Source organism: Pseudomonas sp. 8209 (genome assembly GCF_028682105.1).
Lineage (GTDB): Bacteria > Pseudomonadota > Gammaproteobacteria > Pseudomonadales > Pseudomonadaceae > Aquipseudomonas > Aquipseudomonas palmensis.
The window spans coordinates 453,010-471,385 of record NZ_JANIAH010000002.1 but is presented as its reverse complement, the minus strand read 5'-3'; the positions used below and the strand labels follow the sequence as shown (position 1 = coordinate 471,385).

Sequence of the window (18,376 nt, the reverse complement as noted above, 5' to 3'; positions counted from 1 at the left end):
GGGATGATCGCAAGATTCTGCGTGGCTGGCGTACTGGCCCTGGGGCTCAACCTGGCCTGGGCGTTCGACGAGCCCGAAGCGGTAGCGGACGAAGACGGTACACCGCTGTACGAGGTGAATTTCGTCGACACCGACCTGGGCGAGTTCATCGACAGCGTGTCGCGCATCACCGGGACCACGTTCATCGTCGACCCGCGGGTAAAAGGCAAGGTCACGGTACGTACGGTGGACCGTCACGACAGCGAGGCGATCTACGATATCTTCCTGGCCCAGCTGCGGGCCCAGGGCTTTGCTGCAGTGGACCTGCCCAACGGCAGCGTGAAGATCGTGCCCGATCAGGCGGCGCGGCTGGAGCCGGTGCCCGTCGAGAGCGGGCGCAAGGCCCAGGCCGGCAGCGATGGCATCGCCACCCGGGTGTTCAACGTGCGCAACGCCGCCAGCGAACAGATGCTGGCGATCCTCAAGCCGCTGATCGACCCCCGTGTGGGGGTGATCACGCCGTACCCGGCCGCCAACCTGCTGGTGATGACCGACTGGCGCAGCAACCTGGAGCGCATCGACAGCCTGCTGCGCCAGCTCGATCAGGTCAGCGAGGAGCCGCTGCAGGTGATGCCGCTGCACCATGCCAGCGCCAGCGATACCAGCCAGTTGATCACCCGCCTGCTGGCCCGCGAGCAGGGCGCCGACAGTGCCCAGGTGGTCGCCGACCCGCGCAGCAATGCCCTGCTGGTGCGCGGCAGTGCCGACAGCCGCGAGCGCGTGCGTGCCTTGCTGGCGCAGCTGGACCGCCCCGGCGACGCATTGCGCAGCTCCAACACTCAGGTGATCTACCTGCGTCACGCCAATGCCGGCGAGGTGGTCAAGGTGCTGCGCAGCCTCAGCCAGGATGCCGGCGCTGCGCCGGGCGAAGCTGACAAGGACGCCAAGGCGCCCGTGCCGGTCAACCTTTCGGGCATTCGCCTGGAATACGAGGAGGGTACCAACGCCGTGGTCATGGTCGGGCCCGACAGCGAGCTGGCGGCCTACCGCACCATCGTCGAGCAACTGGACATCCGCCGTGCGCAGGTGGTGGTCGAGGCGATCATCGCCGAAGTGTCCGACTCGCGGGCCCAGGAGCTGGGCGTGCAGTGGCTGTTCGCCGACGAGAAATTCGGTGCCGGCGCAGTCAACTTCGGTACCGGCGGTGCCAGCATCACCGGCATTGCCGGGGCCGTGGCCAGCGGCGACAACGCGGCGCTGGGCAAACTGTTGTCGGGCGTGAACGGCGTGACGGCCGGCATCGGCAACTTCGGCGGCGGCTTCAACTTCGCCATGCTGGTCAATGCACTCAAGAGCAACAGTGGCTTCAACCTGCTGTCGACCCCGACCCTGCTGACCCTGGACAACGCCGAGGCGTCGATCCTGGTCGGCCAGGAAGTGCCCTTCGTGACCGGCTCGGTAACCCAGGACAACACCAACCCCTACCAGACCATCGAGCGCAAGGAGGTCGGTGTAAAACTGCGCATCAAGCCGCAGATCAACAGTGACAACACCGTGCGCCTGGACATCGTGCAGGAGGTCTCGTCGATTGCCGACACCGCTGCGGCCAGCGACGTGATCACCAACAAGCGCGAGATCAAGACCAAGGTCATGGTCGAGGACAACGGCCTGATCATTCTCGGCGGGCTGATCAGCGACGAGGTCACCTCCAGCCATCAGAAGGTGCCGTTTCTGGGGGATATCCCCGGTCTGGGCCGGTTGTTCCGCTCCGATGCCAGCCGTGGCGTGAAGCAGAACCTGATGGTGTTCATCCGCCCGCGGATCCTGCGTGACGGGGCCAGCCTGACCAGCCTCAGCAGCGAAAAATACCGCAACCTGCAACAGACCACGCCGCTTGCCCTGCCCAGCCTGGCCGATGGCAGCGAGTTGCTGCGGGTGTTCCCGGCCAGCCGCCAGCGCCTGGACGAGGGCACCTGGTGAAGCCGTTGCTGCCCTATCGCCTGGCGCGCCAGGGCGGGCTGGCCATGGCGCCTGGCGCCGACGGCTGGAGCCTGTGGCTGCGCCCGGATGTCGACAGCGACCAGTTGCACGAGCTGCTGCGGGTGTATGGCGCGCCCCAGACCGTGTGCCATTTCGACGCGGGGGAGTTCGACACGCGCCTGGGCCAGTTGTACCAGGCCGGCGAGAACGCCACGGCGGCGCTGATCGAGGGCATTGGCGAACAGGTCGACCTGGACGGCCTGATCAGCGAGATGCCGCGGGTCGAGGACTTGCTCGAAAGCGATGACGAAGCCCCGGTGATCCGCCTGATCAACGGGCTGTTCGGCGAGGCGCTGCGTCAGCAGGCCTCGGACATCCATGTGGAAACCTTCGAGCAGAGCCTGGTGGTGCGCCTGCGGGTCGACGGCCACCTGCGCGAGGTGCTGCGCCCGCCACGTGCGCTGTCGGCCATGCTGGTGTCGCGGATCAAGGTCATGGCGCGCCTGGACATCGCCGAGAAGCGCCAGCCCCAGGACGGGCGCATCACCCTGCGCTCGGGTGGGCGCGAGGTCGATGTACGTGTCTCGACGCTGCCGGGTATCCACGGCGAGCGAGTGGTGATGCGCGTGCTCGACAAGCAGGCCAGCCTGCTCTCGCTGGGCAACCTGGGCATGCCCGGTGCCGTCGAGGCGGGCCTGCGCGCCTGCCTGGGGCGACCCAACGGCATCGTGCTGAGCACCGGCCCGACCGGTTCGGGCAAGACCACCACGCTGTACGCCAGCCTCAACAGCCTGAACGACGGCAGCCGCAATATCCTCACCGTCGAGGACCCGGTGGAGTACGCCATCACCGGCATCGGCCAGACCGCCATCAACCCGCGTGCCGGGCTGACCTTTGCCAGCGGTTTGCGCGCGATTCTGCGCCAGGACCCGGATGTGATCATGCTTGGCGAAATCCGCGACCGCGAAACCGCGCAGATTGCGGTGCAGGCCAGCCTCACCGGCCACCTGGTGCTTTCGACCCTGCACACCAACAGTGCGGTGGGCGCGGTGACGCGTCTGCGCGACATGGGCGTGGAGCCTTTTCTGATTGCCTCGTGCCTGCGCGGGGTCATGGCCCAGCGCCTGGTGCGGCGCCTGTGCAGTTGCGCCGTGGCGCAGCCATTGCAGGCGGCCGAGCGGGCGTTGTGGCCGGAGCTGGTCGAGCTTGAGCACAGTTATCACGCAGTGGGCTGCGCGCAGTGTCAGGGCAGCGGCTATCGCGGCCGGCTGGGGCTGTATGAGTTCATCGAGCTGGACGCCGGGCTGATCGGCCTGCTGTATGACGGGGCCAGTGAGGTGGCCATGCAGGCGCATCTGCAGGGCCGGCGCCAGAGCCTGGCCGGCATGGCCAGCGAGTGCCTGCGCCAGGGCCAGACGAGCCTGGCCGAAGTGCTGCGCGCGGTGCAGGGCTGAGCCATGCCGACCTACCGATACCAGGCCGTTGACCTCGCCGGGCGCACCCTCAAGGCCAGCCTGCAGGCCGAAAGCGAGCGCCATGCCCGCCAGTTGCTGCGCGAGCAGGGGCTGTTCGCGCGCCAGTTGCAGGTGCAGGGCAACGCGCAGGTGTTGCCACGGCGCCAGCGCGTGAGCCGCGCACAGCTGTGTGAACTGACCCGGCAACTGGCCACGCTGACAGGGGCCGGCATTGCATTGGTGGATGCCCTGGCCACCCTTGAGCGGCAGTTGGTGGAGCCGGCCCTGCGCAATCTGCTGGTGGGGGTGCGCGGCGCGCTGGCAGAGGGGCTGGGCCTGGCCCGCAGCCTGGCACGCCAGGGCGGGGTGTTTTCAACGCTGTACTGCGCGCTGGTCGAGGCCGGCGAACGCTCAGGGCGCCTGGCCCAGGTGCTGGAACGCCTGGCCGACCACCTTGAGCAGGTGCAGCGCCAGCAGCACAAGGCGCGTACCGCGCTGATCTACCCGTGCGTGCTGATGGGGGTGTCGCTGGCGGTGGTGGTCGGCCTGATGAGCTTCGTGGTGCCCAGGCTGACCGAACAATTCGCCCATTCCGGGCAGAGCCTGCCGTTGATCACGCGCCTGCTGATCGGCGCCAGCGAAGCCCTGTTGCTGGCCGGGCCGTGGCTGCTGGGCGCCGCGGTGCTGGGGGCGGCAGGCGCGGCGCGGCTGCTGCGTCGGCCGCACTGGTGCCTGCGCCGTGACGACCTGCTGTTGCGCCTGCCGCGCGTGGGTGCGCTGCTGCGGGTGCTGGAAAGCGCGCGGCTGTCGCGCAGCCTGGCGATTCTGGTCGGCAGCGGGGTACCGCTGCTCGAAGCCTTGCAGGTGGCCACCGCCACCCTGGAAAACCGACGCATTCGCCTGGCGCTGGAGCGGGTGCAGGTCGATGTGCAAGGCGGCGTCAGCCTGCACCGCGCGCTGGATGCCAGCGGGCAGTTCCCGCCGATGCTGCTGAACATGGTCGCCAGCGGCGAGGCCAGCGGCACCTTGCCCGACATGCTCGAGCGCGTGGCCGACAACCAGGAGCGCGGCTTTGCCCGTCAGGTCGACACCGTGATGGCGTTGTTCGAGCCGCTGATGATCCTGGTCATGGGCGCGGTGGTGCTGTTCATCGTGCTGGCGGTGCTGTTGCCGATCATGCAGCTCAACCAGGGCCTCACACTTTAATAGGAGCACTACCATGCAGACACGACGTTCCCGCCAGCACGGCTTCACCCTGATGGAAATCATGGTGGTGATCTTCATCATCGGCCTGTTGATCGCGCTGGTGGCGCCCAGTGTGCTGGGCAGCCAGGACAAGGCCATGAAGCAGAAGGTGATGGCCGACCTGTCGAGCCTGGAGCAGGCGCTGGACATGTATCGCCTCGACAACCTGCGCTTCCCCACCGCCGAGCAGGGGCTGTCGGCCCTGGTGAGCAAGCCGCAGACCGAGCCGGTGCCGCGTGCCTGGCGGGCCGATGGCTATATTCGCAGGCTCCCGCAGGATCCGTGGGCCACACCGTACCAGTACCGGGCGCCGGGGCAGCATGGGCGCATCGACATCTATTCGCTGGGTGCCGACGGGGTGGAGGGCGGCGAGGGGATCGATGCCGACATCGGTAACTGGGACCTCTAGGCATGCCGGCCCAGCGTGGCTTCACCCTGCTGGAACTGCTGGTGGTGATCGCCATCGCCGGGTTGATGAGCGCCCTGGCGGTGGCCTCGCTCGACGGTGCCAAGGCGCCTTTGCACCAGGCCCTGGAGCGCCTGGCCGCGGCGTCGCGGGCGCAGGCCGACCTGGCCCTGCATGGCGGGCAGGTGCGCGGCCTGCGCTGGAACGGGCAGCGGCCCGAGTTCGTGCGCCTGGTCGAGGGCGACCAGTGGCAGGTGGAGCCGGTGGCGCTGGGCGAGTGGCCGGCCGGGCTGCGCCCGGACTGGCCTGCGGGCAGCACGCCACGGGTGATGTTCACCCCCTCCGGGCTGGCCCGGCCGGTGAGGCTGGAGTGGCGCTGGGCCGAGGGCCGGCAGCGCTGGCACTGGCGTCATGCTGCCGGCCTGCAGGTGGTGAACGTGCCATGAAGGCCCGCCAGCGTGGTTTCACTCTGCTCGAAGTGAGCGTGGCCCTGGGCATCGCCGCGACCATGGCGATCATCAGCAGCCAGGTACTGCGCCAGCGCCTGGTGGTGCAGCAGGGCGTGCAGCAGCATTGGCTGGGCAGCCTGTGTGCCCGGGAACTGCAGGCGCGCTTTGTGGTGGAGCAGTACTGGCCGGCGCAGGCACTGAGTAGCGGCGAGCTGCGTCAGGGGCCGGGCACCTGCCACTGGCGGTTGCAACTGGGTTCCACCGGCGTGCGCAACCTGCGCGGTGGCGAACTGCGCCTGTTTGCCGACCGCGATGAACGTGAGCCGCTGGGTCAATACCGCCTGTTTCTGGTGCGCCCGTGAGGCGCAGGCAGCAGGGCCTGACCCTGCTCGAACTGCTGGTGGCGCTGGCACTGACCGCTGTACTGGGCGTGCTGCTGGCGGCGCTGGTCAATGGCTGGCTGAGCGTACGTGAGCGACTCGACCAAGCGCCGCAGGCGAGCCCGGTGCTGAGCTTCTGCCTCGGGCTGGAGCGCCGCTTCGACGCCACGGTGCTGCGCCAGTTGTACGAGCAGCGCCTGCCCCTGGCCTTGAACTGGCTGGACTGGCAGCCTGCCGAGTTGCAGCTGCAATGGGTGGCGCTGGCGGCGTGGCCGGCGGCCGAAGGCGGCTCGCGCTTGCAGCGCCAACGCCTGCGCTATGACCGGCGCGATGCACGCCTGCTGTTGGAGACCTCTGCCGACCTGTATGCCGTCGAGCGCCCGCACTGGGTGCTGCGCGACAGCCTGGCCGGGGTGTCCAGCCCCGTTTTCGAATTTCGCCAGGGCAGCCGTTGGCTGGCCTGGCCCTCTGCCGAACGCGCTGCGCCCGATCGTGGTGTACGGCTCGAGTTCCAGCGTGATGGAGCCCCCTATGTGTGTACGTTTGCCCTGCCGGAGAGCCAATGATTGACATTCGATACTGGCGACGGCGCCAGCCTGGGTCGTGGTTGCTGGTGCGCCCCGATGAGGCCGGCTGGAGCTGGCTGCAGGTGCGGGCCGGTGAGGTGCTGCGCGCGGGGCACGGGCAACCGCCGGAAGGTGCCGGTCGCGTGGCGCTGGTGGTGCCGGGCAGTGAATGCGCGCACTTCCATTTGCAGGCGCCGCCGGGTCTCAAGCGTGAAGAGTGGCCATTGCTGCTTGAAGATCGCGTGTTGCAGCCAGCCGAGGCGATCCATGTCGGTTGTGTGTCGCGAGGTTCGGGATGGCTTGAGCTGGCGGTGATTGACCGGCAACGACTGGCGGGCTGGTTGCAGGCTTGCCAGGGCTGGGGCCTGCAGGTCGAGCGCTGCTGGGCGGAGTTCCAGCTGCTGCCGGAGCTTGCCCCCGGCGATGCCTGGTGCTGGCGACGCAGCCCGGACCTTAGCCTGTTCAAGAGCTGCGGCGCCGACCGGCGCCAGGCGTGGCTGGCCTGGCCGACGGCGTTGGGGGCAACCCCGCCGTCGGTGTGGTGCGACAGGCAGGTGCAGGCATTCGAGGGCGCGTGGCCGGCGTCGCTGGCGGCGCTGGAACGTCTGCCCGGCCTGTTCGAGCTGCGCCGCACGCCCCGCGCGCGACCGCACCTGGCACAGGGGCAACGGCGCTTGGCGACGGCTTGCGCCGTGCTGGGTGTGGTGTGGTGTGCCCTGTGGCTCGGCCTGCAGTGGCGCCAGGCCACGCTGTACAAGGCGCAGGTGGTGGCCGTGACCGGGCCGCTGAGCACCCCGCGCCAGGCTACGCAGTGGCTCAAGCGCGAGCGCCAGACGCGGGATGAGCGCAACCTGCGACTGCGCCAGCTGGAGGCATTGCAGGGCGCCATGGTGCAGTGGCTTTCGGCGCAGCCTGGCTGGCGGCTGCAGCGTGCGCGCTTTGATGGCACATGCTGGACCTTGCAGTTGCAGGGTGCGCAGGCACCGTCGGACACGCCGTGGGCTGCCATGGCCGCCAGTGCCGGGGCGCAGGTGGCGGTGCAGCCGGCCACGGCAGATGCCGTGCAACTGGTGTTCGACCTGGGGGCAGGAGCATGAGCAGCGTCACCGCACGGCGCTGGTTGATGCCGCTGGCCTGGACCGCAGTGGCCCTCTTGCTGTTGAGCCTGGTGGTGCGCGAGGGCCTTGGCCAATGGCGCGAGCTTTCGCAGTGGCGCGAACTGGCCGCCTCGGCGACGGCCATGCACTCAGGCGCCGAGGTGACGCTGGAGCGATTGCAGCAGTCGGCTGCGGCGCAGCAGCTCGTGCTCAGCGACGTGCAGCCGGTTGACGCGGGGTGGCAGGTGCGCGGCCAGGTCAAGGACGAGCGGCGGCTTCAGGCGTGGTTGCTGAGCTTGCAGCGTGAAGGCGTTCAGCCGCTTCAATGGGGGCTGGAGCAGGCGCCGTCGGGCCTGAGTTTCGATCTGGTGCTGGCGCGATGAGCCGCAGGAGGTTGGGGTGGATGCTGTTGGTGTTCTGCCTGACGTTGCTGGCGGGGTTGCCGGCGCGCTGGTTGTTCAAGGCTGCGCCGTGGCCTGCGCAGGGCGTGGCCGGTAGCGTGTGGCAGGGGCAGGCCGGGCGGATCGGCGACGTTGGCCCGTTGAGCTGGCAGGTGCGCCCGTGGGCGGTGCAGGTGCAGGCAGGGTATCAGGGCCAGCGCTGGGGGCTGGTATTGCGCGGCTGGCCGTGGGACTGGCAAGCGAGCGTCATGCCGCAGGGGCCGGCCAGCCGTGTGGCTTCGGCGTATCGCCTGGGGGGGGAGTGGTCGGGGCAACTGGCACTGAGTGGGCGTGGCGCGCGGTGCGTGAGCGGGCAGGGTGCGCTGGTGGCGGATCAGCTGGCCCTGGTGGCGCCATGGACGCTGGCCCTGGGGCGCGGCGAGGTGCGCGTGGTGTGCAACGAAGGCTGGCGGCTATCGGCGCGACTGGCGGCGGCGGGGCAGCACCACCTGGCGCTGGATGCGGGGGTGGCAGGCGGTACGCTGCAAGGGCAGGTGGAACAGGGGGCGGCATTGTATCCGGTGCTGGTCGGCGGGCAGTGGCTGCAGGCCGGAGAGCACGCGGTGCGGTGGTCCTTCAACTGGTGATTCGCCAGTGGGCGCTTTTTCGCCGGCAAGGCCGGCTACTGCAGGTTTGTGGGGGCGGCAGGTAGGAGCCGGGGAAGGGGCACGCTCGGTCAGGGCCGAATCTCGATCAGCGTGCCGTCGCTGACCAGGTTCCATACTTCGCGCATGTCGCGGTTGGTCATGGCGATGCAGCCTTCGGTCCAGTCCAGGGTGTGGAACAGCGCCTCGGGGTAGTCCGCACTGTCCGGGGTGCCGTGGATCATGATCATGCTGCCCGGCTTCACCCCTTCGCGGCGGGCACGGGCCGAGTCGCTGACATTGGGGTAGGAGACGTGGATGGCCAGGTTGTATCGGTCGGACACCTTGCGCCAGTCGAGCCAGTACAGCCCCTCGGGCGTGCGCTTGTCGCCCTCGCGCAGCTTGGTACCGGTGGGCTGCTTGCCCAGCGAGATGCGGTAGCTCTTCATCGAGGTGTCGCCGCTCATCAGTTGCAGGCGGCGTTCGGACTTGATCACCAGCACCTTGTCGATCAACGGGGCGCCGGAGGGGGTGGGCGCCGGGGTCGAGGGCGTCACCTGGCCAAGCGGTTTTCGCACAATGGTTTCGGTAAACGCCGCCTGGGACACCGACGCCACACCGAGGCAGAAGAGGGCAAGCAACCAGCGCATGAAACGGTATCCCTGAAAGTGGCGACGTATGGGTTCAAGTGAGCGGTTCGACCCGCGGGGACAGGCATTCGGTGCGTACCGGGTAATGCTGCCCCTGGCGGTCGAGATAGTAGCATTCTAGGGCACGACTCACGGTCCTGAAAGCCAGCTCGTCCCAGGGGATCTCGCTTTCCTCGAACAGGCGCACTTCCAGGCTCTCGACGCCCACCGCAAATGCCAGGTCGGCCAGCTCGGCGCGGTAGAACACGTGCACCTGGTTGATGTGCGGCAGGTCGAACAGCTGGTACAGGGCCATCGGCCCCAGGCGCGCGCAGGCTTCCTCGTCGGCCTCGCGGCGTGCGGCGTGTTCCATGGTCTCGCCGTTTTCCATGAAGCCGGCCGGCAGGGTCCAGTAGCCACGTCGCGGCTCGATGGCGCGTCGGCACAGCAGCACCTGGCTGCCATGGCTGGGCAGCACGCCGGCGACGATGTTGGGGTTCTGGTAATGGATGGTGTGGCAATGATCGCAGACATGACGCAGGCGGTTGTCGCCGTCGGGGATGCGATGAGTGACCGGTTTGCCGCACGCACTGCAGTAATTCATGCTTATCTTCCTGGTGGCTGCGCCTATCTTCGCGCCAGTGCGCGCAGGCCCGCAAGCGCGATTGTCGCGGGGGCTTGGGCGGGCTGCGCCTTTGGTGCATCATGCAGAGACCCGACAGAACGAGAGAGACCATGCTGGACGAGTTACTTCGCCGAATGAGCAATCACACGCCGGGCACCCTGGAGACCGATCGTCGGTTCCCTGAGGCTGCCGTGTTATTGCCCATCACCCGCAGCGAGTCGCCCGAACTGGTGCTGACCCTGCGCGCCAAGGGGCTCTCGACCCATGGCGGCGAAGTGGCCTTCCCCGGCGGGCGGCGAGACCCCGAAGACCCGGACCTGGTGTTCACCGCGCTGCGCGAGGCCGAGGAGGAAATCGGCCTGCCGCCCGGGCTGGTCGAAGTCATCGGCCCGCTGAGCCCGCTGGTTTCGTTGCACGGGCTGAAGGTCACGCCGTTTGTCGGGCTGATTCCCGACTATGTCGAGTACCGCGCCAACGATGCCGAGATTGCCGCGGTGTTCAGCGTGCCGCTGGAGTTCTTCCGCCAGGACCCGCGCGACCATACCCACCGCATCGACTACCAGGGCCGCAGCTGGTACGTGCCCAGCTACCGTTTCGGCGAGTACAAGATCTGGGGCCTGTCGGCGATCATGATCGTCGAGCTGGTCAACCTGCTTTACGATGCGCGCATCAGCCTGCACCATCCGCCTGAGCGCACCCCTACAAGATGAGCGGGCCCACCCGCCGCCTTCCCACCGTGAGGAACCACGCATGAAATACCGTCTGGGCGACCTGCGCGTCGAAACCCACCCACAGAGCTGGGTAGCGCCCACCGCCACGCTGATCGGCAAGGTACGCCTGCAGGCGGGGGCCAACGTCTGGTTCGGCGCGGTGCTGCGCGGCGACAACGAGCTGATCGACATCGGCGAGAACAGCAACGTGCAGGACGGTACGGTGATGCACACCGACATGGGCTGGCCACTGACCCTGGGCAAGGGCGTGACGGTCGGCCACAACGCCATGCTGCATGGCTGCACGGTCGGCGACTACAGCCTGGTGGGCATCGGTGCGGTGATCCTCAATGGTGCGCGCATCGGCAAGCACTGCATCATCGGCGCCAATGCGCTGGTGCCCGAGGGGCGCGAGATTCCCGATGGTTCGCTGGTGGTCGGCTCGCCGGGCAAGGTGGTGCGCGAACTGACCCCGGCGCAGCAGCAACTGCTCGAGGCCAGCGCTGCCCACTATGTGCACAACGCCCAGCGCTATGCCCGTGACCTTGTACCCCAGGAGGACTGATGAGCAGCCCTGAACGACCGGTGGCCTCGCCTTGCGTGCACATCTGCGCGCTGGACGAGCAGGATATCTGCACCGGCTGCCAGCGCACCGCCAGCGAGATCACGCGCTGGGGCCGCATGGCCAACGACGAACGGCGCCAGGTGCTGGTGCTGTGCCATGAGCGCGCCGTGGCGGCGGGGCTGGTGATGACGGTGGGCAAGGCCGCCGGCTGATCCCGGGCTTGGCCGTGCGGGGGCACTCAAGTACCCTGTACGGCTTGCCAACCGGTGTTTCTATGTTCTTTCTGATTGCTTATATCGCCAGCGTGGTGCTGATCAACTACGCGTTCTCCAGTGCCCCGCACCTGGACGTCATCTGGTCCGCCTGGGGCGGGCTGGTGTTCATCCTGCGCGACATGGTGCAGACCCGCTTCGGCCACGGCGCCCTGCTGGCCATGCTTGGCGCCCTGGTGCTGTCCTATATCACCTCCGAGCCTGCCATCGCCCTGGCCAGCGCCACCGCGTTCGCGGTATCGGAGCTGATCGACTGGCTGGTGTTCAGCATCACCAAGCGCCCGTTGCATGACCGCCTGTGGCTCAGCTCGGCGCTGAGCATCCCGCTGGATACCTTCATCTTCTTCGGCATGATCGGCGCACTGACCCCGGCCGTGGTCGGTACCGCGCTGGGCTCCAAGTTCGCCGGGGTGACGGTGGTGTGGCTGGCGATGGCCTGGCGCGCACGCAAGAACGCCTGCGCCATGTAAAATGGCGCTTCTTTTCACCGGGTTGCACCGTGCTGGGGCGGCCCTGGATTCCTTCCCTCTGAGGACCTGAGATGACCCGTATCGGAACCCCCTTGTCGCCGACCGCGACCCGAGTACTGCTGTGTGGCTGTGGCGAACTGGGCAAGGAAGTGGTGATCGAGCTGCAACGCCTGGGCGTTGAAGTGATTGCCGTGGACCGTTACGCCGATGCCCCGGCCATGCAGGTGGCGCACCGCAGCCACGTGATCAACATGCTCGATGGCGCCGCCCTGCGCGCAGTGATCGAGGCCGAGCAGCCGCACTACATCGTGCCGGAAATCGAAGCCATCGCCACCGCCACCCTGGTGGAGCTGGAAGCCGAAGGCTTTACCGTGGTGCCGACCGCACGCGCCGCGCAGCTGACCATGAACCGCGAGGGCATCCGCCGCCTGGCCGCCGAGGAGCTGGACCTGCCAACCTCGCCTTACCACTTTGCCGACACCTTCGAAGACTACCGCAAGGCCGTCGAAGACCTCGGCTTCCCGTGTGTGGTCAAGCCGGTGATGAGCTCGTCGGGCAAGGGCCAGAGCCTGCTCAAGGGCGTCGATGACGTGCAGGCTGCCTGGGACTATGCCCAGGAAGGCGGGCGTGCCGGCAAGGGCCGGGTCATCATCGAGGGCTTCATCGACTTCGAGTACGAGATCACCCTGCTCACCGTGCGCCATGTGGGCGGCACCACCTTCTGCGCGCCGGTCGGGCATCGCCAGGAGAAGGGCGATTATCAGGAGTCGTGGCAGCCGCAGGCGATGAGCCCCAAGGCGCTGGCCGAGTCCGAGCGCGTGGCGCGTGCGGTGACCGAGGCCCTGGGTGGTCGCGGCATGTTCGGCGTGGAGCTGTTCGTCAAGGGCGACCAGGTGTGGTTCAGCGAAGTCTCGCCGCGCCCGCACGACACTGGCCTGGTGACCCTGATCTCCCAGGACCTGTCGCAGTTCGCGCTGCATGCGCGGGCGATCCTGGGCCTGCCGATTCCGCTGATTCGCCAGTTCGGGCCGTCGGCTTCGGCAGTGATTCTGGTGGAAGGCACTTCGCAGCAGACCGCCTTCGCCAACCTCGGCGCGGCGCTGAGCGAGCCGGACACCGCGCTGCGCCTGTTCGGCAAGCCAGAGGTGAATGGCCAGCGGCGCATGGGCGTGTGCCTGGCGCGTGACGAGTCGATCGAAGCCGCGCGGGCCAAGGCGACCCGGGCTTCGCAGGCAGTCAACGTAGAGCTGTAAGGCTTCGATACTTCATCGCGGGTCAGGCCCGCTCCCACAGGGACAGTGATGATGCCTGTGGGAGCGGTCTGACCCGCGATAGCTGCGCAGCAGCCCGTCTTCAGAGCTCCGTATGCCGGGTCTCTTTCAGGCACAGCACTGCAATCAGGCTCAGTACTGCCGCCGCCGACACATACCCGCCCACCCAGCTCAGGCCGCCCATGGCCACCAGCTTCTGTGCAAAGAACGGCGCCGCCGAGGCCCCGACGATCCCGCCCAGGTTGTACGCCGCCGAGGCCCCGGTATAGCGCACGTGCGTGGGGAACAGCTCAGGCAGCAGCGCCCCCATCGGCGCGAACGTCACCCCCATCAGAAACAGTTCGATGGCCAGAAACAACGCCACGCCCGCGGTCGACCCCGACGTCAGCAGCGGCTCCATGGTGAACCCCGACAGGATGGCCAGCACCCCACCCACGATCAGCACCGGCTTGCGTCCGTACCGGTCGCTCAGCCAGGCCGACAGCGGCGTGGCCAGGGCCATGAACACCACCGCAAAGCACAGCAGTGCCAGAAAGGTCTCGCGGCTGTAGCCAAGGGTCGATACCCCGTAGCTCAGCGAGAACACCGTCGAGATGTAGAACAGCGCATAGCACACCACCATCGCCGCCGCGCCCAGCAGGGTCGGCGCCCAGTACTGTGCGAACAGCTCGACCACCGGCATCTTCACCCGCTCGTGGCGCGCCACGGCCTTGGCGAACACCGGCGACTCCTCGAGCTTGAGCCGCACATACAGCCCCACGATCACCAGCGCGGCGCTGAGCAGGAACGGAATGCGCCAGCCCCAGCTGCGGAACTGCTCGTCGGAAAGGGTCATGGCCAGGGTCAGGAACAGGCCGTTGGCCGCCAGAAAGCCGATCGAAGGGCCCAGCTGCGGGAACATGCCGAACCACGCCCGCTTGCCCTTGGGCGCGTTCTCGGTGGCCAGCAGCGCTGCACCGCCCCATTCGCCGCCCAGCCCCAGGCCCTGGCCGAAGCGCAGCAGGCACAGCAGGATCGGCGCCCAGGCGCCAATGCTGTCGTAACCCGGCAGCACGCCGATCAGCGTGGTGCAGATGCCCATCAGCAGCAGCGAGGCCACCAGCGTCGACTTGCGGCCGATGCGGTCGCCAAAATGGCCGAACAGCGCCGAACCCAGCGGGCGCGCCAGAAACGCGATGCCGAAGGTGAGGAAGGCCGAGAGCATCTGCGCGGTGCCCGAGGTCTGCGGGAAGAACACCGGGCCGATCACCAGGGCCGCTGCCGTGGCGTATACGTAGAAGTCGTAGAACTCGATGGCGGTGCCGATAAAGCTGGCCGTGGCTACCCGGGCGGGCGAGTTGACTGGGGGCGCTGCGGTTTCATCGTTGTTGTTATAGGTGCTGCTGGTCGTCATGAACGTTTCCCTGTCGAGTGCTGCGAAGGCTCCGGCACCTGCCGCGGGCAAGCGCCGGCGGGCTCGAGTATAGCTAGCGGGAAACGGTCCAGACCAGTATGCGGCTGGCGCAATTGTCCTCGGTTTCGAGGATTTCCATGCGATAACGGCCCATTTTCAGGCACACCGCGCTGGCAGGGATGCTTTCCAGCGCCTCGGTCACCAGGCCGTTCAGGGTTTTCGGGCCGTCGCTGGGCAGGTGCCAGCCCAGGCTGCGGTTGAGCTCGCGGATCGAAATGTTGCCCTCGATCACGTAGCGCCCATCGGGCTGCGGGTGAATGTGCGGGTTGTCCAGGCTGTGCTCTTCCTCGAACTCGCCCACGATCTCTTCAAGAATGTCTTCCAGGGTGACGATGCCCTGCACTTCGCCATATTCGTCCACCACCACGCCCAGGCGCCGCTGCTGTTTGTGAAAGTTCAGCAGCTGCAGTTGCAGCGGTGTGCTTTCGGGCACGAAGTATGGCTCGTAGCACGCCGCCAGCAGGTTGGCCAGGGTCAGCTCGGCCTTGGGCAGCAGGTGGCTGATCTGACGCGTGTTGAGGATCGCCTCGACCTGGTTGATATCACTGTGGAACACCGGCAGGCGGGTGTGACGGCTGACGATCAGTTGCTCGATGATTTTTTCGATCGGCTCGTCGAGGTTGATCCCGTCGACATCGTTGCGCGGCACCAGGATGTCGTTGACCGTCACCTTGTCCAGCGCCTGAAGGCTGCCGAGCAGGTCGCTCCTGTGCTGGGCATGTTCCTCGTCCGGCGTACCGGAGGCACCGGGGGTGTCGTGGCGATTGTCATGCTGGGTGACAGCCGTGACCTTGCCCGCGAAGGGGCGCAGCAACAGGCGTGCAACGCCATCGAGCAGCCAGGCCAGTGGCTGCAGCAGCATGAGCGGCACCTTGAGCAGGCTCTCGCCCAGGCCCAGCAGGGCGTCGGGGTAGCGTCGGGCCAGCTGGCGGGGGAGGTAGTCGGTGAGCACCAGCACGGCCAGTGCCGCTGCCGCGCAGGCCAGCCAGAAGCCGCGCTCGCCGGCATGGGCAAAGCCCAGCAGCGAGGCCAGGGCGAACACCAGCAGCTTGCCCAGGGTGGCGCCCAGCATCAGTGCACGTTCGCTTCTGGGGCCATTGCGGCGGGTGCCGCCCTGTTGCTGCTGGGCGGCATCCACTGCGCTGAACAGCGCCGCCCACACCAGGGTCAGTGCCAGTACCGCGACCTGTGGGCCTAACGGCAGAGTGTTCATAGGTCGCCTGTCAGATATGCAGAATGAATTCGCGTACCAGCTTGCTGCCGAAATACGCCAGCATCAGCAGGCAGAAACCGGCCAGGGTCCAGCGGATCGCCTTGTGACCGCGCCAGCCCAGGCGGGTGCGGCCCCACAGCAGGACGCCGAAGACGATCCAGGCCACGCAGGCGAGCAGGGTCTTGTGCACCAGGTGCTGGGCGAACAGGTTGTCCAGGAACAGCCAGCCGGAGATCAGCGACAGCGACAACAGCGCCCAGCCGGCCCACAGGAAGCCGAACAGCAGGCTCTCCATGGTCTGCAGCGGCGGGAAGTTGCGGATCAGGCCCGAGGGGTGCTTGTGCTTGAGCTGGTAATCCTGCACCAGCAGCAGCAAGGCCTGGAACACCGCGATGGTGAACAGCCCGTAGGCCAGGATCGATAGCAGGATATGCGCCAGGATGCCGGGCTCCTCGTTGACCAGCGGCACCGTGCCCGAGGGCGCGAACTGCGCCATCAGCGCGGTCAGCAGGCCCAGCGGGAACAGCAGCAGCAACAGGTTCTCCACCGGGATGCGCAGGGTGGCGACCAGGGTCAGGGCAATCACTGCGGTGGCGATCAGGCTGGCGGCGCTGAAGAAGTCCAGGCTCAGGCCCAGCGGCGTGAGCAGCTGCCAGCACAACGCGGTGCCCTGAGCGACCACGGCGAAGGCGCCGAGCATTCCGAGCAGCCGCTTGTCGGCCTTGGTGCCTCGGGCCAGGCGGGTGCCTTGATAGAAAATCGCGGCGGCGTACAGGCAGGCGGCGATCAGATTGGGTAGCAAGCTGGGTGACAAGGGGAGCATAAGTCCTGTTAGGCAAGCCCGAAAGGCCCTGAGTTTGGCATACAACGCGCCTGCCAAGGAAGACTGGTGGCCGACGCCATGGTGTGCGCGTGCGCGAGTCTTCGCTATAATCGCCGGCCTGCCCTTGCCCAAGGCTGGCCGAATGCGCCAGGGGCAGCTGATAAACCTCGGTTCTACAGAGCCTGAAAGGATCCCCATGTTTGAAAACCTGACCGACCGTCTGTCACAGACGCTGCGCCATGTCACCGGTAAAGCCAAGCTCACCGAGGACAATATTAAAGACACCCTGCGCGAAGTGCGCATGGCGTTGCTCGAGGCCGACGTCGCCCTGCCGGTGGTCAAGGATTTCGTCAACAAGGTCAAGGAACGCGCGGTCGGCACCGAGGTGTCGCGCAGCCTGACGCCTGGCCAGGCGTTCGTGAAGATCGTCCAGGCCGAACTCGAAGAGCTGATGGGCGCGGCCAACGAAGACCTCGCGCTCAACAGCGCGCCGCCTGCCGTGGTGCTGATGGCCGGCCTGCAGGGTGCGGGCAAGACCACCACCGCCGGCAAGCTGGCGCGCTTTCTCAAGGAGCGCAAGAAGAAGAGCGTGATGGTGGTGTCGGCCGACGTGTACCGTCCGGCGGCCATCAAGCAGCTCGAAACCCTGGCCAACGACATCGGCGTGACCTTCTTCCCGTCGGACATCACCCAGAAGCCGGTAGCCATCGCCGAGGCGGCGATTCGCGAAGCCAAGCTCAAGTTCATCGACGTGGTCATCGTCGACACCGCCGGGCGTCTGCACATCGATGCCGAGATGATGGGCGAGATCAAGCAGCTGCACGCTGCGGTCAAGCCGATCGAGACCCTGTTCGTGGTCGATGCCATGACCGGCCAGGACGCCGCCAACACTGCCAAGGCGTTTGGCGAGGCGCTGCCGCTGACCGGCGTGATTCTGACCAAGGTCGACGGTGATGCCCGTGGCGGTGCCGCGCTGTCGGTACGCGCGATCACCGGCAAGCCGATCAAGTTCATCGGCATGGGCGAGAAGAGCGAAGCGCTCGAACCGTTCCACCCGGACCGCATTGCCTCGCGGATCCTGGGCATGGGCGACGTGCTAAGCCTGATCGAGCAGGCCGAGCAGACCCTGGACAAGGAAAAGGCCGACAAGCTGGCCAAGAAGCTGAAGAAGGGCAAGGGCTTCGATCTCGAGGACTTCCGCGACCAGCTGCAGCAGATGAAGAACATGGGCGGCCTGAGCGGCCTGATGGACAAGATGCCGAGCATCGGCGGCGTCAACCTGTCGCAGATGGGCAATGCCCAGGGCGCGGCAGAGAAGCAGTTCAAGCAGATGGAGGCGATCATCAACTCCATGACCCCGGCCGAGCGCCGCGACCCCGAGCTGATCAGCGGTTCGCGCAAGCGCCGCATCGCCATGGGCTCGGGCACCCAGGTGCAGGACATCGGCCGCTTGATCAAGCAGCACAAGCAGATGCAGAAGATGATGAAGAAGTTTTCCACCAAGGGCGGCATGTCGAAGATGATGCGCGGCCTTGGCGGCATGTTGCCTGGCGGCGGCATGCCCAAGCTGTAACCACATTCAGGCCGGTGCCTCCCGTGGGGCACCGACCGGAACCCCGCCGCTGGCGGGACCCGTGCCGCCTTCTATATACAGAAGCGGCTCATTCGCAGATCAGCACGGCGGCTTGTCGCTCGCCGTTAAAAGGCATTTGCAAAAGTCCGTGTATTCCTTGAGAATATGCGGCCTTTCGGGCACCCGTGTGCC

General features: G+C 67.2%; 21 protein-coding genes. 16 read left to right on the top strand and 5 right to left on the bottom strand.

Annotated elements, in window-relative coordinates; translation table 11 throughout:
- The first annotated feature begins 3 nt into the window (after positions 1–3).
- Genes gspD through NP552_RS05800 form a run of 10 tightly spaced genes read left to right on the top strand, consistent with a single transcriptional unit; the run spans position 4 to position 8,583 of the window.
- A complete protein-coding gene (gene gspD, locus NP552_RS05845) occupies positions 4–1,959 on the top strand; it encodes a type II secretion system secretin GspD (RefSeq protein ID WP_274096547.1) in 1,956 nt (651 codons plus the stop codon).
- A 5-nt stretch (positions 1,960–1,964) separates the two neighbouring features.
- Positions 1,965–3,413, top strand: coding sequence for a GspE/PulE family protein (locus NP552_RS05840; protein WP_078480108.1), 1,449 nt, complete (start codon positions 1,965–1,967; stop codon positions 3,411–3,413).
- Between the two features lie 3 nt (positions 3,414–3,416).
- Entirely contained in the window at positions 3,417–4,619 is a 1,203-nt protein-coding gene (gene gspF / locus NP552_RS05835) for a type II secretion system inner membrane protein GspF (RefSeq protein ID WP_058541460.1), read from the top strand.
- 13 nt (positions 4,620–4,632) lie between these two features.
- Positions 4,633–5,067, top strand: a complete 435-nt coding sequence (gene gspG / locus NP552_RS05830) for a type II secretion system major pseudopilin GspG (RefSeq protein WP_100633059.1) — start codon at positions 4,633–4,635, stop codon at positions 5,065–5,067.
- 2 nt (positions 5,068–5,069) lie between these two features.
- Complete coding sequence (gspH, locus tag NP552_RS05825) at positions 5,070–5,510, top strand: type II secretion system minor pseudopilin GspH (protein WP_058541462.1); 441 nt, start codon at positions 5,070–5,072, stop codon at positions 5,508–5,510.
- The gene (locus NP552_RS05820; RefSeq protein ID WP_054915043.1) at positions 5,507–5,875 is read left to right on the top strand and encodes a type II secretion system protein; all 369 of its coding nucleotides are present in this window, start codon (positions 5,507–5,509) and stop codon (positions 5,873–5,875) included. The genes gspH and NP552_RS05820 overlap by 4 nt, the downstream gene beginning before the upstream one ends.
- On the top strand, positions 5,872–6,459 hold the full coding sequence (locus tag NP552_RS05815) for a prepilin-type N-terminal cleavage/methylation domain-containing protein (RefSeq protein WP_043860624.1): 588 nt from the start codon (positions 5,872–5,874) through the stop codon (positions 6,457–6,459). The genes NP552_RS05820 and NP552_RS05815 overlap by 4 nt, the downstream gene beginning before the upstream one ends.
- Positions 6,456–7,556 (top strand): type II secretion system protein GspL, encoded by a 1,101-nt coding sequence (locus tag NP552_RS05810; RefSeq protein WP_274096546.1) that lies wholly within the window; start codon positions 6,456–6,458, stop codon positions 7,554–7,556. Before NP552_RS05815 ends, NP552_RS05810 begins: the two co-directional genes overlap by 4 nt.
- On the top strand, positions 7,553–7,939 hold the full coding sequence (gene gspM, locus NP552_RS05805) for a type II secretion system protein GspM (protein WP_054915041.1): 387 nt from the start codon (positions 7,553–7,555) through the stop codon (positions 7,937–7,939). The genes NP552_RS05810 and gspM overlap by 4 nt, the downstream gene beginning before the upstream one ends.
- A 20-nt stretch (positions 7,940–7,959) precedes the next feature.
- Positions 7,960–8,583 (top strand): general secretion pathway protein GspN, encoded by a 624-nt coding sequence (locus NP552_RS05800; protein ID WP_157811421.1) that lies wholly within the window; start codon positions 7,960–7,962, stop codon positions 8,581–8,583.
- Positions 8,584–8,672: 89 nt separating this feature from the next.
- Here NP552_RS05800 and NP552_RS05795 read toward each other — a convergent pair whose 3' ends face one another.
- Together NP552_RS05795 and NP552_RS05790 are read right to left on the bottom strand one after the other, a co-directional pair.
- Positions 8,673–9,230 carry a L,D-transpeptidase family protein gene (locus NP552_RS05795; RefSeq protein ID WP_274096545.1) on the bottom strand — a complete coding sequence of 186 codons (558 nt, stop codon included), beginning with the start codon at positions 9,228–9,230 and terminating at the stop codon, positions 8,673–8,675.
- A 34-nt stretch (positions 9,231–9,264) separates the two neighbouring features.
- Positions 9,265–9,813, bottom strand: coding sequence for an NUDIX hydrolase (locus NP552_RS05790; RefSeq protein ID WP_043863174.1), 549 nt, complete (start codon positions 9,811–9,813; stop codon positions 9,265–9,267).
- A gap of 131 nt (positions 9,814–9,944) precedes the next feature.
- Here NP552_RS05790 and NP552_RS05785 point away from each other — a divergent pair, with 131 nt between their 5' ends.
- The 5 genes from NP552_RS05785 (at position 9,945) to purT (ending at position 13,104) form a co-directional block, all read left to right on the top strand.
- Positions 9,945–10,544 (top strand): CoA pyrophosphatase, encoded by a 600-nt coding sequence (locus NP552_RS05785; protein WP_054915037.1) that lies wholly within the window; start codon positions 9,945–9,947, stop codon positions 10,542–10,544.
- A 40-nt stretch (positions 10,545–10,584) separates the two neighbouring features.
- On the top strand, positions 10,585–11,109 hold the full coding sequence (locus NP552_RS05780; protein ID WP_054915036.1) for a gamma carbonic anhydrase family protein: 525 nt from the start codon (positions 10,585–10,587) through the stop codon (positions 11,107–11,109).
- Positions 11,109–11,321, top strand: a complete 213-nt coding sequence (locus tag NP552_RS05775; RefSeq protein WP_043863177.1) for a DUF1289 domain-containing protein — start codon at positions 11,109–11,111, stop codon at positions 11,319–11,321. Before NP552_RS05780 ends, NP552_RS05775 begins: the two co-directional genes overlap by 1 nt.
- A 62-nt stretch (positions 11,322–11,383) precedes the next feature.
- Positions 11,384–11,851, top strand: a complete 468-nt coding sequence (locus tag NP552_RS05770) for a VUT family protein (RefSeq protein WP_043863178.1) — start codon at positions 11,384–11,386, stop codon at positions 11,849–11,851.
- A 71-nt stretch (positions 11,852–11,922) separates the two neighbouring features.
- On the top strand, positions 11,923–13,104 hold the full coding sequence (purT, locus tag NP552_RS05765; RefSeq protein ID WP_054915034.1) for a formate-dependent phosphoribosylglycinamide formyltransferase: 1,182 nt from the start codon (positions 11,923–11,925) through the stop codon (positions 13,102–13,104).
- A gap of 100 nt (positions 13,105–13,204) precedes the next feature.
- Here purT and NP552_RS05760 read toward each other — a convergent pair whose 3' ends face one another.
- The 3 genes from NP552_RS05760 to NP552_RS05750 all read right to left on the bottom strand — a co-directional run bounded on the left by NP552_RS05760 (position 13,205) and on the right by NP552_RS05750 (position 16,611).
- Complete coding sequence (locus NP552_RS05760; RefSeq protein WP_043863180.1) at positions 13,205–14,515, bottom strand: MFS transporter; 1,311 nt, start codon at positions 14,513–14,515, stop codon at positions 13,205–13,207.
- A 73-nt stretch (positions 14,516–14,588) separates the two neighbouring features.
- Positions 14,589–15,788 carry a transporter associated domain-containing protein gene (locus NP552_RS05755; protein WP_054915033.1) on the bottom strand — a complete coding sequence of 400 codons (1,200 nt, stop codon included), beginning with the start codon at positions 15,786–15,788 and terminating at the stop codon, positions 14,589–14,591.
- Positions 15,789–15,798: 10 nt separating this feature from the next.
- Positions 15,799–16,611 carry a cytochrome C assembly family protein gene (locus NP552_RS05750; RefSeq protein ID WP_043863182.1) on the bottom strand — a complete coding sequence of 271 codons (813 nt, stop codon included), beginning with the start codon at positions 16,609–16,611 and terminating at the stop codon, positions 15,799–15,801.
- Positions 16,612–16,807: 196 nt separating this feature from the next.
- Between NP552_RS05750 and ffh the strand changes: the two genes are divergently transcribed.
- Positions 16,808–18,184 (top strand): signal recognition particle protein, encoded by a 1,377-nt coding sequence (gene ffh, locus NP552_RS05745; RefSeq protein WP_043863183.1) that lies wholly within the window; start codon positions 16,808–16,810, stop codon positions 18,182–18,184.
- Positions 18,185–18,376 lie beyond the last annotated feature (192 nt).

Bases quoted from the DNA above. Each gene is read 5' to 3' on its own strand.
- gspD (WP_274096547.1), top strand. From the start codon at position 4: ATGATCGCAAGATTCTGCGTGGCTGGCGTACTGGCCCTGGGGCTCAAC.
- gspF (WP_058541460.1), top strand. From the start codon at position 3,417: ATGCCGACCTACCGATACCAGGCCGTTGACCTCGCCGGGCGCACCCTC.
- ffh (WP_043863183.1), top strand. From the start codon at position 16,808: ATGTTTGAAAACCTGACCGACCGTCTGTCACAGACGCTGCGCCATGTC.
- NP552_RS05810 (WP_274096546.1), top strand. From the start codon at position 6,456: ATGATTGACATTCGATACTGGCGACGGCGCCAGCCTGGGTCGTGGTTG.
- NP552_RS05795 (WP_274096545.1), bottom strand. From the start codon at position 9,230: ATGCGCTGGTTGCTTGCCCTCTTCTGCCTCGGTGTGGCGTCGGTGTCC.
- NP552_RS05750 (WP_043863182.1), bottom strand. From the start codon at position 16,611: ATGCTCCCCTTGTCACCCAGCTTGCTACCCAATCTGATCGCCGCCTGC.
- NP552_RS05755 (WP_054915033.1), bottom strand. From the start codon at position 15,788: ATGAACACTCTGCCGTTAGGCCCACAGGTCGCGGTACTGGCACTGACC.
- gspH (WP_058541462.1), top strand. From the start codon at position 5,070: ATGCCGGCCCAGCGTGGCTTCACCCTGCTGGAACTGCTGGTGGTGATC.
- NP552_RS05780 (WP_054915036.1), top strand. From the start codon at position 10,585: ATGAAATACCGTCTGGGCGACCTGCGCGTCGAAACCCACCCACAGAGC.
- NP552_RS05800 (WP_157811421.1), top strand. From the start codon at position 7,960: ATGCTGTTGGTGTTCTGCCTGACGTTGCTGGCGGGGTTGCCGGCGCGC.
- NP552_RS05760 (WP_043863180.1), bottom strand. From the start codon at position 14,515: ATGACGACCAGCAGCACCTATAACAACAACGATGAAACCGCAGCGCCC.
- NP552_RS05785 (WP_054915037.1), top strand. From the start codon at position 9,945: ATGCTGGACGAGTTACTTCGCCGAATGAGCAATCACACGCCGGGCACC.
- NP552_RS05790 (WP_043863174.1), bottom strand. From the start codon at position 9,813: ATGAATTACTGCAGTGCGTGCGGCAAACCGGTCACTCATCGCATCCCC.
- NP552_RS05775 (WP_043863177.1), top strand. From the start codon at position 11,109: ATGAGCAGCCCTGAACGACCGGTGGCCTCGCCTTGCGTGCACATCTGC.
- purT (WP_054915034.1), top strand. From the start codon at position 11,923: ATGACCCGTATCGGAACCCCCTTGTCGCCGACCGCGACCCGAGTACTG.
- gspM (WP_054915041.1), top strand. From the start codon at position 7,553: ATGAGCAGCGTCACCGCACGGCGCTGGTTGATGCCGCTGGCCTGGACC.
- gspG (WP_100633059.1), top strand. From the start codon at position 4,633: ATGCAGACACGACGTTCCCGCCAGCACGGCTTCACCCTGATGGAAATC.
- NP552_RS05770 (WP_043863178.1), top strand. From the start codon at position 11,384: ATGTTCTTTCTGATTGCTTATATCGCCAGCGTGGTGCTGATCAACTAC.
- NP552_RS05820 (WP_054915043.1), top strand. From the start codon at position 5,507: ATGAAGGCCCGCCAGCGTGGTTTCACTCTGCTCGAAGTGAGCGTGGCC.